12 protein-coding genes are annotated in these 15,455 nt (G+C 65.4%); 9 read left to right on the forward strand and 3 right to left on the reverse strand.

What is annotated here, in order from left to right; genetic code table 11:
• Positions 1-3 precede the first annotated feature (3 nt).
• The 3 genes from tssK to tagH are packed head-to-tail and all read right to left on the reverse strand — an operon-like array spanning position 4 to position 3,231.
• On the reverse strand, positions 4-1,338 hold the full coding sequence (gene tssK / locus ACK3BK_RS23815) for a type VI secretion system baseplate subunit TssK (protein WP_054891233.1): 1,335 nt from the start codon (positions 1,336-1,338) through the stop codon (positions 4-6).
• 15 nt (positions 1,339-1,353) lie between these two features.
• Positions 1,354-1,851, reverse strand: a complete 498-nt coding sequence (tssJ, locus tag ACK3BK_RS23820; RefSeq protein ID WP_186721431.1) for a type VI secretion system lipoprotein TssJ — start codon at positions 1,849-1,851, stop codon at positions 1,354-1,356.
• A gap of 48 nt (positions 1,852-1,899) precedes the next feature.
• The gene (tagH, locus tag ACK3BK_RS23825) at positions 1,900-3,231 is read right to left on the reverse strand and encodes a type VI secretion system-associated FHA domain protein TagH (protein WP_186711089.1); all 1,332 of its coding nucleotides are present in this window, start codon (positions 3,229-3,231) and stop codon (positions 1,900-1,902) included.
• A gap of 395 nt (positions 3,232-3,626) precedes the next feature.
• Between tagH and tssA the strand changes: the two genes are divergently transcribed.
• The 9 genes from tssA to ACK3BK_RS23870 all read left to right on the forward strand — a co-directional run bounded on the left by tssA (position 3,627) and on the right by ACK3BK_RS23870 (position 15,448).
• Complete coding sequence (gene tssA, locus ACK3BK_RS23830) at positions 3,627-4,664, forward strand: type VI secretion system protein TssA (RefSeq protein ID WP_186665677.1); 1,038 nt, start codon at positions 3,627-3,629, stop codon at positions 4,662-4,664.
• A gap of 57 nt (positions 4,665-4,721) precedes the next feature.
• Positions 4,722-5,237: a type VI secretion system contractile sheath small subunit gene (tssB, locus tag ACK3BK_RS23835; protein WP_054891229.1), complete on the forward strand. Its 516-nt coding sequence runs from the start codon at positions 4,722-4,724 to the stop codon at positions 5,235-5,237.
• A 10-nt stretch (positions 5,238-5,247) separates the two neighbouring features.
• Positions 5,248-6,741 carry a type VI secretion system contractile sheath large subunit gene (tssC, locus tag ACK3BK_RS23840; RefSeq protein ID WP_186665675.1) on the forward strand — a complete coding sequence of 498 codons (1,494 nt, stop codon included), beginning with the start codon at positions 5,248-5,250 and terminating at the stop codon, positions 6,739-6,741.
• A gap of 88 nt (positions 6,742-6,829) precedes the next feature.
• Positions 6,830-7,318 carry an Hcp family type VI secretion system effector gene (locus ACK3BK_RS23845; RefSeq protein ID WP_186665673.1) on the forward strand — a complete coding sequence of 163 codons (489 nt, stop codon included), beginning with the start codon at positions 6,830-6,832 and terminating at the stop codon, positions 7,316-7,318.
• Between the two features lie 119 nt (positions 7,319-7,437).
• Positions 7,438-7,953, forward strand: a complete 516-nt coding sequence (gene tssE / locus ACK3BK_RS23850; protein ID WP_186665671.1) for a type VI secretion system baseplate subunit TssE — start codon at positions 7,438-7,440, stop codon at positions 7,951-7,953.
• On the forward strand, positions 7,950-9,812 hold the full coding sequence (gene tssF, locus ACK3BK_RS23855) for a type VI secretion system baseplate subunit TssF (RefSeq protein WP_186665669.1): 1,863 nt from the start codon (positions 7,950-7,952) through the stop codon (positions 9,810-9,812). The genes tssE and tssF overlap by 4 nt, the downstream gene beginning before the upstream one ends.
• The gene (gene tssG / locus ACK3BK_RS23860) at positions 9,776-10,825 is read left to right on the forward strand and encodes a type VI secretion system baseplate subunit TssG (protein ID WP_186665667.1); all 1,050 of its coding nucleotides are present in this window, start codon (positions 9,776-9,778) and stop codon (positions 10,823-10,825) included. Before tssF ends, tssG begins: the two co-directional genes overlap by 37 nt.
• The gene (tssH, locus tag ACK3BK_RS23865) at positions 10,818-13,490 is read left to right on the forward strand and encodes a type VI secretion system ATPase TssH (protein ID WP_411383445.1); all 2,673 of its coding nucleotides are present in this window, start codon (positions 10,818-10,820) and stop codon (positions 13,488-13,490) included. Before tssG ends, tssH begins: the two co-directional genes overlap by 8 nt.
• A gap of 23 nt (positions 13,491-13,513) precedes the next feature.
• A complete protein-coding gene (locus ACK3BK_RS23870) occupies positions 13,514-15,448 on the forward strand; it encodes a type VI secretion system tip protein VgrG (RefSeq protein WP_186711593.1) in 1,935 nt (644 codons plus the stop codon).
• Positions 15,449-15,455 lie beyond the last annotated feature (7 nt).

Genomic DNA, 15,455 nt, shown 5'->3' on the forward strand with positions numbered 1-15,455 from the left:
GGCTTATCCTCGAATGGCCCAGAAGGCCAGGTTCAGGCCAGGGAACTCGCCAGCGACGTAGAAGGCGAAGCCCCCCGAGTGTTGCAACTGCTTCCAGTGCTCGCTGCCGCGGTCGAGTTCGAAATAGGTGGAGCCTGCATGGAACGGGATCTGCCGCGGCGCCACCGGCAACGGCAGCAGGCCAATGCCTGGCAGTTGCAGATTGACCAGGTCGCGGATGTGCTCCACCGAACCGATCTTGCTCTGCTGGCCGAAGCGGCTGCGCAGGGTCTCGCCTGGCACGTCGGCGCGCACCACGAGGATGAAACTGGCGCTGTCCAGCAGGCTGCGGTCGGCGAGCATGGCCACGTGCACGCCGTAGGCTTTCTCGACGATAGGAATGGCCACCGCCTTGCTGTCGATCAGCATCGACAGCGCTTCACGCAGCGACGCCATCAGCGGCTGGAAGGTCGCCGCGAGGTCATCGTGCTGGTACACCGGGAAGCTCTCGGGGCGACGGCCCTCGCGGGTGAAGGTGGCGAACTCGCCCGCCAGCGCCACCAGCTCGCTGTACAGCCGTTCGGGGTGCAGCGGGCTGAGCTGCCCGAGATGCTCGATCAACGGCTGCGCGCGGTTGACCAGTTGCAACAGCATGAAGTCGGCGATTTCCGAGGCACCGCCATTGGCCGAGGCCACCACCCGCCCGGCCAGTGCCTCGCCACGCTGGTGCAGCAGCCCCAGCAGCTCGCTGCGAAAATTCGACAGCGGGTTACTGGCCGCCACATCAAGCAGCGGCGGGATGTAGCTGTCGTCCAGCACCAAGGCCCGGTCGGCACGTTTTTCACGAATGCGCACCACACCCAGCGCGGCGAAATCGCCGAGGCCATCTTCCTCACGCAGCAGGCGCAGCGCGCGGCCACCCAGAGCCAGTGGTGCGCGGTTCTCGAACGGCGCATTGTCGTCGCGCACTTCGCTGACCCGCGCCACATAGCGCGCGCCGTCCAGCGCCTCGCCTTCGTCGACGGTGTCGCGGGCACCGGCACGCTTGAGCGGCAAGCCCAGGTGAATCACCCCGTCGCGCAGGTCGTCGGGAATTTCCAGAGGCGCCGGTGGCAGGTCATCGCGGGGAATGTCGAAGGGGGTGCCGTCCGGCAGCAGGCCACGGGCACTGAGGATCGCCAGCTTGCCCTGGGCCAGCAGGCCCTGGTCGACCAGCAGCTCGGAAAAGCCCCAGGCCGCGCTCGACAGCGGGCGGCTGCGGGCATCGATGAAGTTTTCCAGATAGCGGTCGTGCTGCTGGAAGTGCTGGGTCGTGATGAACATACCTTCCGACCAGACCACGCGATTGTTCCAGGACATGGGTTCTCCGTTTGCCTAGTGGGCAGGCACAGGTTGTGGGGTGGCCACGGCGCTGCGCACGGCGCGCACATCGAGGCTGATCTGATAGTCGCGAGGTGGCACCGCGAGCACGCTGCGCCACTGCGCCTGGTCGATCTCGCGGTAGCCGACCACCAGGCCGACCTGGCGCGTGGCCGGGTTCAGCGGGCGGTCCAGGTGCAGTTGACGGCCGGGCTGCAGCAGCACTTCGTCCTGGTCGATCAGGTCGGCGCCGAGGGTGTCCTGGGCCCGTTCGGCCAGGGCGAAGTAATCGGCGCGCTCGAAAGCGGCGGCATTCTTCAGTTCGTAGATGCGCACCCGCACAGGCGCTGGTGTGCCATCGGCGCCGGGGTTGAGCCCGGCGGCGGCACTGAAGTACAGGGTGACGCCCGGCACTGCCGGCTCAGCGTCCGAACTCGGTACGACCGGCGCATCCTTGCTGCAGGCACTGAGCAGCACGAAGGCCAGGGCTGCGATCAGTCTTGTTGCACTCATCCTCGTCCTCATGACGTATTGGTGTTCTTCCTGCCTTGAGCATCAGTCTCAAGAGCGTTGCAGTCGGGCGTTGTGGGCCTCGTAGGCGCGGCTGAACTCGCGGCCGAACAAGTCCTGGAAATCGTCCTGGGCTTCACGTGATATCTGCCCGTACAGCTCGGTGAACTGCTGCCAGCAATGGGCCTGGCGCGAGCCACCGAACACCTTCGCCAGGCCCGTTGCCGGGGCCAGGCGAGCCTCCAGCCGGGCGGGCTCGAAACGCGTCAGCACGTGCTTGATCGCCGCCTCGACCCCGGCCATGACGGCCAGCTGGTGGGCACGCAGGTCATCGAAACTGTCGCGTACCGCCTGGTCGGCGGGCATGAACGCCTGGTTGCCCTGGCGCAGCAGCAGCAACAGCGCCTCGTCGGCATTGGGGGCGAATTTCAGCGGGTTGTTCTGCACCGGCGCGATGGTGGTCTGCTGCATGCGGAACTCGCCCTTGAGGCTGCTGCGTGCGCGCAGCACATCGATCAGGCCCTCGACCATCAGGCGGTAGCTGCGGCCCACCGCCTCCATCTGCGCTGCGGCATCGCCAGCGTCGATGCGCAGGTGCTCGATGCCCGCGCCGCGCAGGAAGGCCTGCAGCAACGCCTGGTCGGGCATGGCCTGGGGGGTGGGCGGTGCGGGAACGGGCGCAGGCGGTGGAGGCACTGCGGCAACAGGCGTCATCGGCTCGTGGGCAGGCAGGGGGCTGGAGGCCGGCGCCTCGTCGAACAGGTTCCAGTCCGCCGGTATCACGCCGGGGGCCGGTGAGGCAGGTGGCGCGGCGGCGGGGACCGGTGCGGGCGGACGAAAGTCATGCTGCTGGGCCGGAACATGGTCAGGTTGGCTCGCCGTCGGCACGCTGGCAGGGCCGAGGAAATCGAAGATGTCGGGCAGTGTGTCGTGGCTCGAAGCCCCCTGCAGGAAAGCAGCCGGCGCGGGTGCAAGGGGGGGCTCGGCGGGCGTCGCCTGGTGGGCCATCAACGCCTCGAAGCTCTGCGCGCCAGGCTGGCGGCTCTCCTCCAGCGAGAATCCTGAATCGATGCGTGCCTGAATCTCGTACTCACCAATCCGGATAACTTCGCCATCCATCAATGGCTCGCTGTTTCCTCGGCGCATGCGCACGCCAGCGTGTACTAGTTCCACACCGTTGGTGCTGTTATCGGTCAGGTAATAACGGCCATCCCGAAACTGGATGACGCAATGATTGGACGACACCAACCGCTCTGGATCCGGCAACACCCAATCATTGTTTGGACTTCGCCCGATGGTGACGGCACCAGTTTCCACAATCATCTCCGCGCATTGCCCCGGAGTTATCTTGTGATAACTAGTGATAGTTAGGCAAAGTGCCATCACTCCTCCTGCATATAATATGACTCGTGATTCCATTCAAATGAGTGGATAGCGAAAATCGCCAATAACTCTTTATAAAACAATGATTTAAATAACACCTATCACTGTTTTATCGCGGCATATCGGCGAATTTAACCACAACGGCAAGGCACTTTGATGGCATCCGACAGGTGGGCCTTCAAAGCTGCAGACTCGGTCACACCTCCACTCGAGGGCGGGTAGCTTACCTTGACAGCATTTTGGAAATAAACCATAAATGCGCAACTTTGGAGCCGGCCACTGATATCACAACGATATCAACCGCCCGCTCTTCTGCAAGTTTTGTGCGCCAGTTCACACTTGCAACTTCGCGCAACTAAAGCCCCGCCACGGGCCGATATGGAGATCGATTCCTGGTGAACTCACCGCTGCTGCTCGCCGCTGTTTCCGATGACTTCCCCTGCGGTGAAGATCTCGAATATGACGCGGACTTCCTGCAACTCGAACGCGATGCCCAAGGGCGTCCGGAACGGGTCATGGGCGATGCAGTACAGGCGGCCGAGCCCCCCGAGTGGCGAGCGATCGAACAGTCCTGCGCCAGCTTGCTGCAGCGCAGCAAGGACCTGCGCATCACCCACTTCCTGGTCCAGGCCAACCTCGCGCTGCACGGCTTCGCCGGCCTCGCCGCCAGCCTGGAACTGATCCGCGACCTGCTCGGCGAATACTGGCTGCACCTGCATCCGCAGCTCGACGCCTCCGACGACAACGACCCGACCGTGCGCATCAACGCACTGACCGGCCTGACGTGCGAAGCCAACATCGCCCTGCTGCGCGATGCCGTGCTGGCGCGCTCGCGCGCCTTTGGCCCGATCACCTTGCGTGCCGCCCTGCACGCCGCCGGCCTGCAGCATTTCGCCAGCGAGACACTGAGCGTCGAGGCGCTGGCCGCAGCCCTGCGCGATGCCGACGCCGATGAACTCGAACAGACTCGCCAGGCCCTGAACCTGGCCCGCGAGGCCTGCGAAGCGATCGAGCGCCGGGTCAGCGACCAGGTCGGCTCGGCCAGTGGCGTCGATCTGTCCGCACTCAAGCAGCCGTTGCGCCTGGCGCAACAGGTACTTGCCGATTACGCCCCTGGGGGCTCGCCGTCAGCCGCGCCAGACGAACAGCCGCAGCAGGACAGCCTCGACGATGCCCCTTCGGCACCCGCTGCCGTCGCCGCGACCGCTCGCCCCGCCGTGCGCCCTGGCGAAATCAGCAGCCGCGACGAAGTTCAGCAAAGCCTCGAGCGCCTGCTCCAGTACTACGCCCGTCACGAGCCTTCCAGCCCGCTGCCGGTGCTGCTGCGCCGGGCGAAAAACCTGGTCAACGCCGACTTCGCGACCATCGTGCGCGACCTGATTCCCGATGGCCTTTCGCAGTTCGAGAACCTGCGCGGGCCCCAGGACGACTGATACCACCGACAGCCGCAACGAACGACAGCGCCCCCAGCGGCGACCAGGAGGAACCACGTGGCCAAAGACAGCTCCCAGAAATTCATCGCGCGCAACCGGGCGCCGCGAGTGCAGATCGAGTACGACGTCGAACTGTATGGCGCCGAGAAGAAGGTCCAGTTGCCCTTCGTCATGGGCGTGCTCTCGGACCTCGCCGGCAAGCCCGCCGAGCCACTGCCCGCGGTGGCCGACCGCAAGTTCCTGGAAGTCGATGTCGACAACTTCGACTCGCGCCTCAAGGCGATGAAGCCACGCGTGGCATTCAACGTCCCCAACGAGCTGACCGGCGAAGGCAACCTGAGCCTGGACATCACCTTCGAGAGCATGGACGACTTCAGCCCGGCCGCCGTGGCGCGCAAGGTCGATGCCCTGAACCAGCTGCTCGAGGCGCGTACCCAACTGGCCAACCTGCTGACCTACATGGACGGCAAGACCGGTGCCGAGGACATCATCCTCAAGGCCATCAAGGACCCTGCCCTGCTGCAGGCCCTGGCCAGCGCCCCGAAACCTTCCGACAACGAGCCGAGCGCCTGAGGAGCCCGCCATGACCGATCCATTGCGCGATACCCAGGCCCAGCCGGCCGCCACCGAGCAGGCCAGCGAGTTCGCCAACCTGCTGCTGCAGGAATTCAAACCCAAGACCGAGCGCGCCAAGGAAGCTGTCGAAAGCGCCGTGCGCACCCTCGCCGAGCAAGCCCTGGCGCAGACCAACCTGGTCTCCAACGACGCCATCGGCTCGATCGAGCAGATCATCGCCGCCATCGACGCCAAGCTCACCGCACAGGTCAACCAGATCATCCACCACGATGACTTCCAGAAGCTGGAAAGCGCGTGGCGCGGCCTGCACTACCTGGTCAACAACACCGAGAGCGACGAGCAACTGAAGATTCGCGTGCTCAACATCTCCAAGACCGACCTGCACAAGACCCTGAAGAAGTTCAAGGGCACCGCCTGGGACCAGAGCCCGGTGTTCAAGAAGCTCTACGAAGAAGAGTACGGCCAGTTCGGCGGAGAGCCCTACGGCTGCCTGGTGGGCGACTACTACTTCGATCAGTCGCCTCCGGATGTCGAGCTGCTGGGCGAGATGTCCAAGGTGTGTGCGTCGATGCATGCGCCGTTCATTGCCGCGGCGTCGCCAACGGTGATGGGCATGGGTTCGTGGCAGGAGCTGTCCAACCCGCGTGACCTGACCAAGATCTTCACCACCCCGGAATACGCCGGCTGGCGTTCGCTGCGCGAATCGGAAGACTCGCGCTACATCGGCCTGACCATGCCGCGCTTCCTGGCACGCCTGCCCTATGGCGCCAAGACCGACCCGGTCGAGGCCTTCGCCTTCGAGGAAGACACCGACGGCGCCGACAGCAGCAAGTACACCTGGGCCAACGCGGCCTATGCCATGGCGGTCAACATCAACCGCTCGTTCAAGCATTTCGGCTGGTGCTCGCGCATCCGCGGCGTGGAGTCGGGCGGTGAAGTGCAAGGCCTGCCGGCGCACACCTTCCCCACCGATGACGGTGGCGTGGACATGAAGTGCCCGACCGAGATCGCCATTTCCGACCGCCGCGAGGCGGAGCTGGCGAAGAACGGCTTCATGCCATTGCTGCACAAGAAGAACACCGACTTCGCCGCGTTCATCGGCGCCCAGTCGCTGCAAAAACCGGCTGAGTACGACGACCCGGACGCCACCGCCAACGCCAACCTGGCCGCCCGCCTGCCGTACCTGTTCGCCACCTGCCGCTTCGCCCATTACCTGAAGTGCATCGTTCGCGACAAGATCGGCTCGTTCAAGGAAAAGGACGAGATGCAGCGCTGGCTGCAGGACTGGATCCTGAACTACGTCGACGGTGACCCGGCGCACTCCAGCGAGACCACCAAGGCCCAACATCCGCTGGCTGCGGCCGAAGTGGTGGTGGAGGAAGTCGAGGGCAACCCTGGCTACTACAACTCGCGCTTCTACCTGCGCCCGCACTACCAGCTCGAAGGGCTGACCGTGTCGTTGCGCCTGGTCTCGAAGCTGCCTTCGGCCAAAGGGGCCTGAGCCTGAACCGGGGCCGCTGCGCGCCCCGCGATGGGCTGCGCAGCAGCCCCGATAGAACCGCCAACCGACGCGAAATACCGAGGACATCATGGCTGTAGATATTTTCATCAAGATCGGCGACATCAAGGGCGAGTCCGCGGACAAGGCCCACAAGGACGAAATCGACGTGCTGAACTGGAGCTGGGGCATGTCCCAGTCCGGCAACATGCACATGGGCGGGGGCGGCGGCTCCGGCAAGGTCAACATCCAGGACCTGTCGATCACCAAGTACGTGGACAAGTCCAGCCCCAACCTGATGGCCCACTGCTCCAGCGGCAAGCACATCGACAAGGTCAAGCTGACCGTGCGCAAGGCCGGTGGCGAGAGCCAGGTCGAGTACCTGATCATCAACCTCGAAGAGGTGATCATCAGCTCGCTGAGCACCGGCGGCTCGGGCAGCGATGACCGCCTCACCGAGAACGTCACCCTGAACTTCGCCAAGGTCACCGTGGACTATCAGCCGCAGAAGGCCGACGGCACCAAGGATGGCGGCGCGATCAAGTACGGCTGGAACGTGCGCCAGAACGTCAAGATCTGATAGCGGCGTCGACTGCTTCGCGGGCAATTCCGCTCCTCGTTTGTAGGAGCGGCGGTTCGCCGCTGCGACTTGCTTGCGAAGCAGTCGACACGATCCCGAATCCTTGAAGGAATCCATCCGTGGTAGCCGACATCGCCGCCCGTGACCGCCTGCAACCCTCGCTGCTGGATCGTCTGACCGACGACGACCCCGGCAACCCGCAGGAGGCCCCGGACAAGCGCGTGCTATCGCTGCAACAGCTCAAGGCTTCGGTGCTGCGCGACCTGGCCTGGCTGCTCAATACCACATCGCTGCTCGACAGCACCCGCACCCTGGATACCCCCGCAGGCACCTCGGTGATCAACTACGGCCTGCCCGCCCTGGCCGGCAACTGCGCGTCGAACATCGACCTGCTGGCCCTGGAGCGCATCATTCACCAGGCCATCGCCACCTACGAGCCACGCATCCTCGCCCACACCCTCAAGGTGCGGGCCCTGGTCGCGCCCGGCGAAATGAACGCCAACGCCCTGAGCTTCGAGATCGAAGGCGATCTCTGGGCCCAGCCTGCGGCCTTGCCATTGCTGCTGCAGACCGACCTGGACCTGGAGTCCGGCCAAGTGCACGTGGCCCCCGCCGATCGCCGGAGACGCGCATGAACCCGCGCCTGCTCGAGCTGTACAACCAGGAACTGCGGCACATCCGCGAGAGTGCAGCGGAGTTCTCCCGCGAGTACCCGAAGATCGCCGGACGCCTCACACTGTCCGGCATCGATTGCGCCGACCCGTATGTCGAGCGCCTGCTCGAAGGCTTCGCGTACCTCACTGCACGCGTGCAGCTCAAGCTCGACGCCGAGTACCCGACCTTCACCCACAACCTGCTGGAAATCGCCTACCCGCACTATCTGGCACCGACGCCCTCGATGACCGTGGTGCAGTTGCAGACCGACCCCGACGAGGGCTCGCTCAGTGCCGGCTTCCCGCTGCCACGTGGCAGCGTGCTGCGGGCCAACCTTGGCCGCGACTCGCAGACCCCCTGCGAATTTCGCAGCACCCAGGACGTGACCCTGTGGCCGCTGCAGGTGGCCCGCGCCGAATATTTCGGCAACCCCGGCACCGTGCTCGGCCGCCTCGCCGCCAGCGAACCCAAGGCCCGCGCCGCGCTGCGCCTGACCCTGCGCAGCGGTGCCGAGATCCCGCTGTGCAGCCTGCCGCTGACGCACTTGCCGCTGTACCTCAACGGCGCCGACGAAACGCCCTACCGTCTCTACGAACAACTGCTGGGCAGCGCCTGCGCCGTGTTCGCCCGCCAGCCCGGCGCTGATTGGGTCGAGCGCATCCCGCTGGAGCAGGCCCTGCGCCCCTGTGGTTTCGATGACAGTGAAGCCGCATTGCCAGTGGTGCCGCAGGCGTTTCAGGGCTACCGGCTGCTGCAGGAATACTTTGCCCTGCCGCAGCGCTTTCTATTTGTCGATTTCGCGGGCCTGGAACGGGCGGTCAAGCGCTGCAACGGGCAGGAGCTGGAGCTGCTGGTACTGTTCGAGCGCTTCGACTCGACACTGGAAAGCAGCGTCGGCGCCGAGCGCCTGGTGCCCTTCTGCACCCCAGCGATCAACCTGTTCCCGCGCCGCGTCGATCGCATCCACCTGACCGACAAGGTCAACGAACACCATGTAATCGCCGACCGCACCCGCCCTACCGATTTCGAGATCCACTCGCTGCAGCACGTCACCGGCCACGGCACCGGTGCCGACCAGGAGTTCCTGCCCTTCTACGCCGTGCGCGACCCCTCGCGCTATGGCCGCGACCAGGCCTACTACATCGTGCGCCGCGAGCAACGGGTGCTGTCGAGCGAACAACGGCGCAACGGCACGCGCTCGAGCTACATGGGCAGCGAAACCTTCATCAGCCTGGTCGATGGCCAACAGGCGCCGCACCGCCACGACCTGCGCCAGCTGGGTATCAGCGCGCTGTGCAGCAACCGCGATCTGCCGCTGTTCATGAGCGTGGGCGACGGGCGTAGCGACTTCAGCCTCGCCGACAGCGCGCCCGTGTCTGCCGTACGTTGCCTGGCCGGCCCCAGCCGCCCCAAGGCCAGCCATGCCCATGACAACCGCGCGTGGCGCCTGATCAGCCAACTGTCGCTGAACTACCTGTCGCTGACCGAGCAAGGCCAGGGCGCAGCCGCCCTGCGCGAACTGCTGCGTCTGTACGGCGATAGCCAGGACAGCGCGCTGCACCTGCAGATCGACGGCCTGCGCGAAGTCAGCAGCAAGCCCTGCACCCGGCGCCTGCCCATGCCCGGCCCGATCGTCTTCGGCCGCGGCCTGGAAATCACCCTGGAGTTCGACGAAAACGCGTTCCGCGGCACCGGTGTGTTCCTGCTCGGCGCGGTGTTCGAACGCTTCCTGACCCGCTACGTGTCCATCAACAGCTTTACCGAAACCGTTCTGCGCACCCGCGAACGCGGCGAGATCATGCGATGGAAAGCCAAGCCCGGACGCAGGCCGACCCTGTGAACACACTCGAGGCCATGCAGGCCGAACCCTGGGCGTTCGACTTCTTCCAGGCGCTGCGTCGCCTGGAGGCCGAGCACCCCGAGCTGCCGCGCTTCGGCCACGCCCAGCGTTTGGCCGACGAACCGGTGCGCCTGGGCCAGCGCCTGGACTGCAGCTTCGCCCCGGCCACGCTGGCGTCGGTGACGCAAAACGACGAAGGCCCGGCGCGCCTGGAGCAGTTCTTCTTCGGCCTCGGTGGCCCCAACGGCCCCTTGCCGCTACACCTGACCGAGTACCTGCGTGAGCGCCAGCGCAACCACGCCGACCACACCAGCAAACGCTTTCTCGACATCTTCCATCACCGCCTGCTGAGCCTGTTCTACCGAGCCTGGGCCGAAGCACGACCGACTGTCAGCCACGACCGCCCCGGCGATGACTACTGGGCCGCACGCCTGGCTGCCCTGAGCGGTCGCGGCCAACCCGAGCTGCAGGCTCAAGGCCCGCTGCCGCATACCGCCAAGTTGCACTACTCCGGCCACCTCGCCGCGCAGACCCGCTACCCCGATGGCCTGTGCAGCATCCTGTCGGGCTACTTCGGCGTGCCGGTGCATGTCGAGGAGTACGTCGGCCAGTGGCTTGAGTTGCCCGAGCGCAGTCGCCTCGGCGTGGACGCCAATCGCCTGGGTGTGGACCTGTGCCTGGGCCGCTACGTCTGGGATCGCCAGCACAAGTTCCGCCTGTGCCTCGGCCCGCTGACGCTGGAGCAGTACCACGCCCTGCTGCCCGGCGGGCAGGCCTTCATGGAACTGGCGGCCTGGGTCGCCGAGTACCTGGGCCACGAGCTGGACTGGGACCTGAACCTCATTCTCGCGCGCGAGCACGTGCCCGCGCTGGGACTCGATGCCGGCAGGCGCCTGGGTTTCGACACCTGGCTCGGCCGTCCACAACACGATGCCAACGACCTCAAGCTCGCTCGCTACTACGCCGCGCAGCCGGTCCAACCGCCATGCACAAGGAGTCAGGAACATGGGTGAAATCAGCCGCGCCGCGCTGTTCGGCAAACTCAACAGCGTCGCCTACAAGGCCATCGAGGCCGCCACGGTGTTCTGCAAGCTGCGCGGCAATCCCTACGTGGAGCTGGTGCACTGGCTGCACCAACTGCTGCAGTTGCAGGACAGCGACCTGCACCGCATCGTGCGCCAGTTCAATGTCGAGCCGGCACGCCTGGCCCGCGATCTGACCGACGCCCTCGATCGCCTGCCACGGGGCTCGACTTCGATCACCGACCTGTCCTCGCAGGTCGAAGAGGCAGTGGAACGCGGTTGGGTCTACGGCAGCCTGATGTTCGGCGAAAGCCAGGTGCGCACCGGCTACCTGCTGGTCGGCATCCTCAAGACCCCGAGCCTGCGCAATGCCCTGCTGGGTCTGTCGAGCGAGTTCGCCAAGCTCAAGGTCGAGGCCCTGAGCGAGCGTTTCGACGAGTACGTCGGCGACTCCCCCGAGAACAATCTGGCCGCCAGCGACGGCTTCACCGCGGCAGCGCCGGGCGAAGCCAGCGGCGCCGTGGCCCCCGCTGCGATGGGCAAGCAGGAGGCACTCAAGCGCTTCACCGTGGACCTGACCGAGCAGGCACGCAGCGGCAAGCTCGACCCGATCGTCGGCCGCGACGAAGAGATCCGCCAACTGGTCGACATCCTCATGCGTCGCCGCCAGAACAACCCGATCCTCACCGGCGAAGCGGGCGTGGGCAAAACTGCCGTCGTCGAGGGCTTCGCCTTGCGCATCGTTGCCGGCGATGTACCGCCCGCGCTCAAGGATGTCGAGCTGCGCAGCCTGGATGTCGGCCTGCTGCAGGCTGGCGCCAGCATGAAGGGTGAGTTCGAGCAGCGTCTGCGCCAGGTCATCGAGGACGTCCAGGCCTCGCCCAAACCCATCATCCTGTTCATCGACGAAGCCCACACCCTGGTCGGTGCCGGTGGGGCGGCCGGGACCGGCGATGCCGCCAACCTGCTCAAGCCAGCACTGGCCCGTGGCAGCCTGCGCACCGTGGCAGCGACCACCTGGGCCGAGTACAAGAAACACATCGAGAAGGATCCGGCACTGACCCGCCGCTTCCAGGTCGTGCAGGTCGATGAGCCGAGCGAGCCAAAGGCGCTGCTGATGATGCGCGGCGTGGCCTCGACCATGGAGAAGCACCATCAGGTGCAGATCCTCGACGAAGCCCTGGAGGCGGCAGTCAAGCTGTCGCACCGCTACATCCCCGCCCGGCAATTGCCCGACAAGTCGGTGAGCCTGCTCGATACCGCCTGCGCACGCGTGGCCATCAGCCTGCATGCGGTGCCCGCAGAGGTCGATGACAGCCGTCGGCGTATCGAGGCGCTGGAAGTCGAACTGCAGATCATCGCCCGCGAAGCGGCCATTGGTGTCGCCACCGAGCAACGCCAAGCCCAGGCCGACACCCTGCTGACCGAAGAGCGTCAGCGCCTGCTGGAGCTGGAAAACCGCTGGGCCGAAGAGAAAGCCCTGGTCGATCAGTTACTGGCCACCCGCGCCCAGTTGCGTGAGCAGGTCGGGGTGGTCGATCAGGAGGTCGATGCCCAAGGCAGCCATGCGCTGCGCGAACAACTCATCGACTTGCAGCAGCGCCTGGGCACCCTGCAGGGCGAAAGCCCGCTGATCCTGCCGACCGTCGACTACCAGGCCGTGGCTTCGGTGGTTGCCGACTGGACCGGTATCCCGGTGGGGCGCATGGCACGCAACGAGATCGAGACGGTGCTCAACCTCGACAGCCACCTGGGCAAGCGCATCATCGGCCAGGACCAAGCCCTGAAGATGATCGCCAAGCGTATCCAGACCTCCCGCGCCGGCCTCGACAACCCCAACAAACCCATTGGCGTGTTCATGCTTGCCGGCACCTCGGGCGTGGGCAAGACCGAGACCGCCCTGGCGCTGGCCGAGGCCATGTATGGCGGCGAGCAGAACCTGATCACCATCAACATGAGCGAGTTCCAGGAAGCGCACACCGTCTCCACCCTCAAGGGCGCACCGCCCGGCTATGTCGGCTACGGCGAAGGTGGCGTGCTGACCGAGGCCGTGCGCCGCCGCCCCTACAGCGTGGTGCTGCTCGACGAGGTGGAAAAGGCCCACCCCGACGTGCACGAGATCTTCTTCCAGGTGTTCGACAAGGGCGTGATGGAAGATGGCGAAGGGCGCCAGATCGATTTTCGCAACACCCTGATCCTGCTCACCACCAACGCCGGCACCGAGCTGATTGCCGATATCTGCAAGGACCCGCAGACCCTGCCCGAACCGGATGCGGTCGCCACCATGCTGCGCAAGCCGCTGCTGGAGATCTTCCCGCCCGCGCTGCTCGGGCGCCTGGTGACCATCCCCTACTACCCGCTCAGCGACGCCATGCTCAAGGCCATCACCCGTCTGCAACTGGAGCGCATCCGCAAACGTGTCGAGGCCACGCACAAGGTCGGCTTCGCCTACGACGACGCGGTGGTCGAGCTGATCGTCTCGCGCTGCACCGAGACCGAGAGCGGCGGGCGAATGATCGACGCGATCCTGACCAACGGCCTGCTGCCGGACATGAGCCGCGAGTTCCTCACCCGTCTGCTCGAAGGCAAGCCGCTGGCCAGCGTCAGTATCGGCGCGCGTGACAACGAACTGCACTATGACTTCAGCGCGGCCTGAGTCTCGCGCATACAGGAACATCCATGCTGTTCACGCAACTGACGCGCCTGGCGCAGATCAACAGCCCCCTGGGGCCGAACGTGCTGATCCTCAGCGAGATGGGCGGCAGCGAAGAGCTCGGCCGCCTGTTCGACTACGAGCTGCAGTTGACCAGCGACGACGCGGCCATCGACCTCAACCAGCTGCTGGGCAAACCCATGAGTCTGTCGCTGCAGATGAGCGGCGGGGGCTCGCGCCACTTTCATGGCATCGTCGCGCGCTGCAGCCAATCGGTCGATCGCGGGCAGTTCGCCAGCTACCGCGTCACCCTGCGGCCCTGGCTGTGGCTGCTGACACGCACCAGCGACTGCCGGATCTTCCAGCACCTGAGCGCACCGCAGATCATCAAGCAGGTGTTCCGCGACCTGGGGTTCTCGGACTTCGAGGACGCCCTGAGCCGCAGCTATCGCGAGCGCGAGTACTGCGTGCAATACCGCGAGACCAGCTTCGACTTCGTCAGCCGGCTGATGGAAGAAGAAGGCATCTACTACTTCTTCCGTCATGAACAAGAACGCCACGTCCTGGTGATGGCCGACGCCTATGGCGCGCACCAGAAGGCGCCGGGCTACGAGTCGGTGCCGTTCTATCCGCCCGACGGCCAGCACCGCGAGCGCGACCACATCAACGACTGGCACCTGGCGCAGGAGGTTCAGCCCGGCTCGCTGGAACTCAACGACTACGATTTCCAGCGCCCCAGCGCACGGATCGACGTGCGCTCGGCCATGCCACGCCCGCACCAGGCCGGCGACTACCCGCTGTACGACTACCCCGGCGCCTATGAGCAGACCCAGGATGGCGAGCACTATGCGCGCACCCGTCTCGAGTCGCTGCAGAGCCTGCATGAACGCGTGGAGCTGCGCGGCAACGCCCGTGGTCTTGGCAGTGGTCATTTGTTCAGCCTCAGCGGCTTCTCCCGCCAGGACCAGAACCGCGAGTACCTGATCGTCGCCGCCCGCTACTACGTAGTACAGGAGCGTCTGGAAACCGGCGGCGGCAGCGGCTCGGCGCAGTTCGAAAGCAACCTGAGCTGCATCGACGCCCAGCAGAGCTACCGGCCGGTCTCGAGCACCCTGCGCCCGCTGGTCAAGGGCCCGCAGACCGCCGTGGTGGTCGGCCCCAGCGGCGAGGAGATCTGGACCGACCAGTACGGTCGGGTGAAGGTGCACTTCCACTGGGACCGCCACGACCAGTCCAACGAGAACAGCTCGTGCTGGATCCGCGTATCCCAGGCCTGGGCCGGCAAGAACTGGGGCTCGATGCAGATCCCGCGGATCGGCCAGGAAGTGATCGTCAGCTTTCTCGAAGGCGACCCCGACCGACCGATCATCACTGGCCGGGTGTACAACGCCGAGCAGGCCGTGCCCTACGACCTGCCCGGCAACGCCACCCAGAGCGGCATGAAGAGCCGTTCGAGCAAAGGCGGCAGCCCGGCCAACTTCAACGAGATCCGCATGGAGGACAAGCGCGGGCAGGAGCAGTTGTATGTGCATGCCGAGCGCAACATGGACACGGTGGTGGAGCAGAACGAAACGTTGTCGGTGGGCATAAGCCGGACCAAGAGCGTCGGAATGGTGGAGATGGTGACCATCGGCCAGGATCGAGTACGCGCAGTACGCCATCACGATACCTTGCTGGTTGGCGCCAGCAAGACCGACAGCATCAGCACCACCTACCTGATGGAGGCCGGGGAAAAGTTGCGTCTGGTGTGCGGCGACAGTGTGCTGGAGCTCAACGCCAACGGTCACATCAATCTCACAGGCGTACGCCTGAACATCAACGCCAGCGAACATGCACAGATCAATACCCCCAACGGCACGCTCGACCTGAACATCGGTGGAGCAGCAGGCACCACACCGGGCAGCCATGGTGACAAAGGCAGCATCGACGGTCGGGTCAGCGACAAATTCCCGCGCCAGTGACGGACAC

Origin of the sequence: Pseudomonas sp. L7 (assembly GCF_046605565.1) — a bacterium.
GTDB lineage: Bacteria > Pseudomonadota > Gammaproteobacteria > Pseudomonadales > Pseudomonadaceae > Aquipseudomonas > Aquipseudomonas wayambapalatensis.

Coding starts and splice junctions, on each gene's coding strand:
- tssC (WP_186665675.1), top strand. CDS start 5,248: ATGACCGATCCATTGCGCGATACCCAGGCCCAGCCGGCCGCCACCGAG.
- tagH (WP_186711089.1), bottom strand. CDS start 3,231: ATGGCACTTTGCCTAACTATCACTAGTTATCACAAGATAACTCCGGGG.
- tssG (WP_186665667.1), top strand. CDS start 9,776: ATGGAAAGCCAAGCCCGGACGCAGGCCGACCCTGTGAACACACTCGAG.
- ACK3BK_RS23870 (WP_186711593.1), top strand. CDS start 13,514: ATGCTGTTCACGCAACTGACGCGCCTGGCGCAGATCAACAGCCCCCTG.
- ACK3BK_RS23845 (WP_186665673.1), top strand. CDS start 6,830: ATGGCTGTAGATATTTTCATCAAGATCGGCGACATCAAGGGCGAGTCC.
- tssF (WP_186665669.1), top strand. CDS start 7,950: ATGAACCCGCGCCTGCTCGAGCTGTACAACCAGGAACTGCGGCACATC.
- tssH (WP_411383445.1), top strand. CDS start 10,818: ATGGGTGAAATCAGCCGCGCCGCGCTGTTCGGCAAACTCAACAGCGTC.
- tssK (WP_054891233.1), bottom strand. CDS start 1,338: ATGTCCTGGAACAATCGCGTGGTCTGGTCGGAAGGTATGTTCATCACG.
- tssJ (WP_186721431.1), bottom strand. CDS start 1,851: ATGAGTGCAACAAGACTGATCGCAGCCCTGGCCTTCGTGCTGCTCAGT.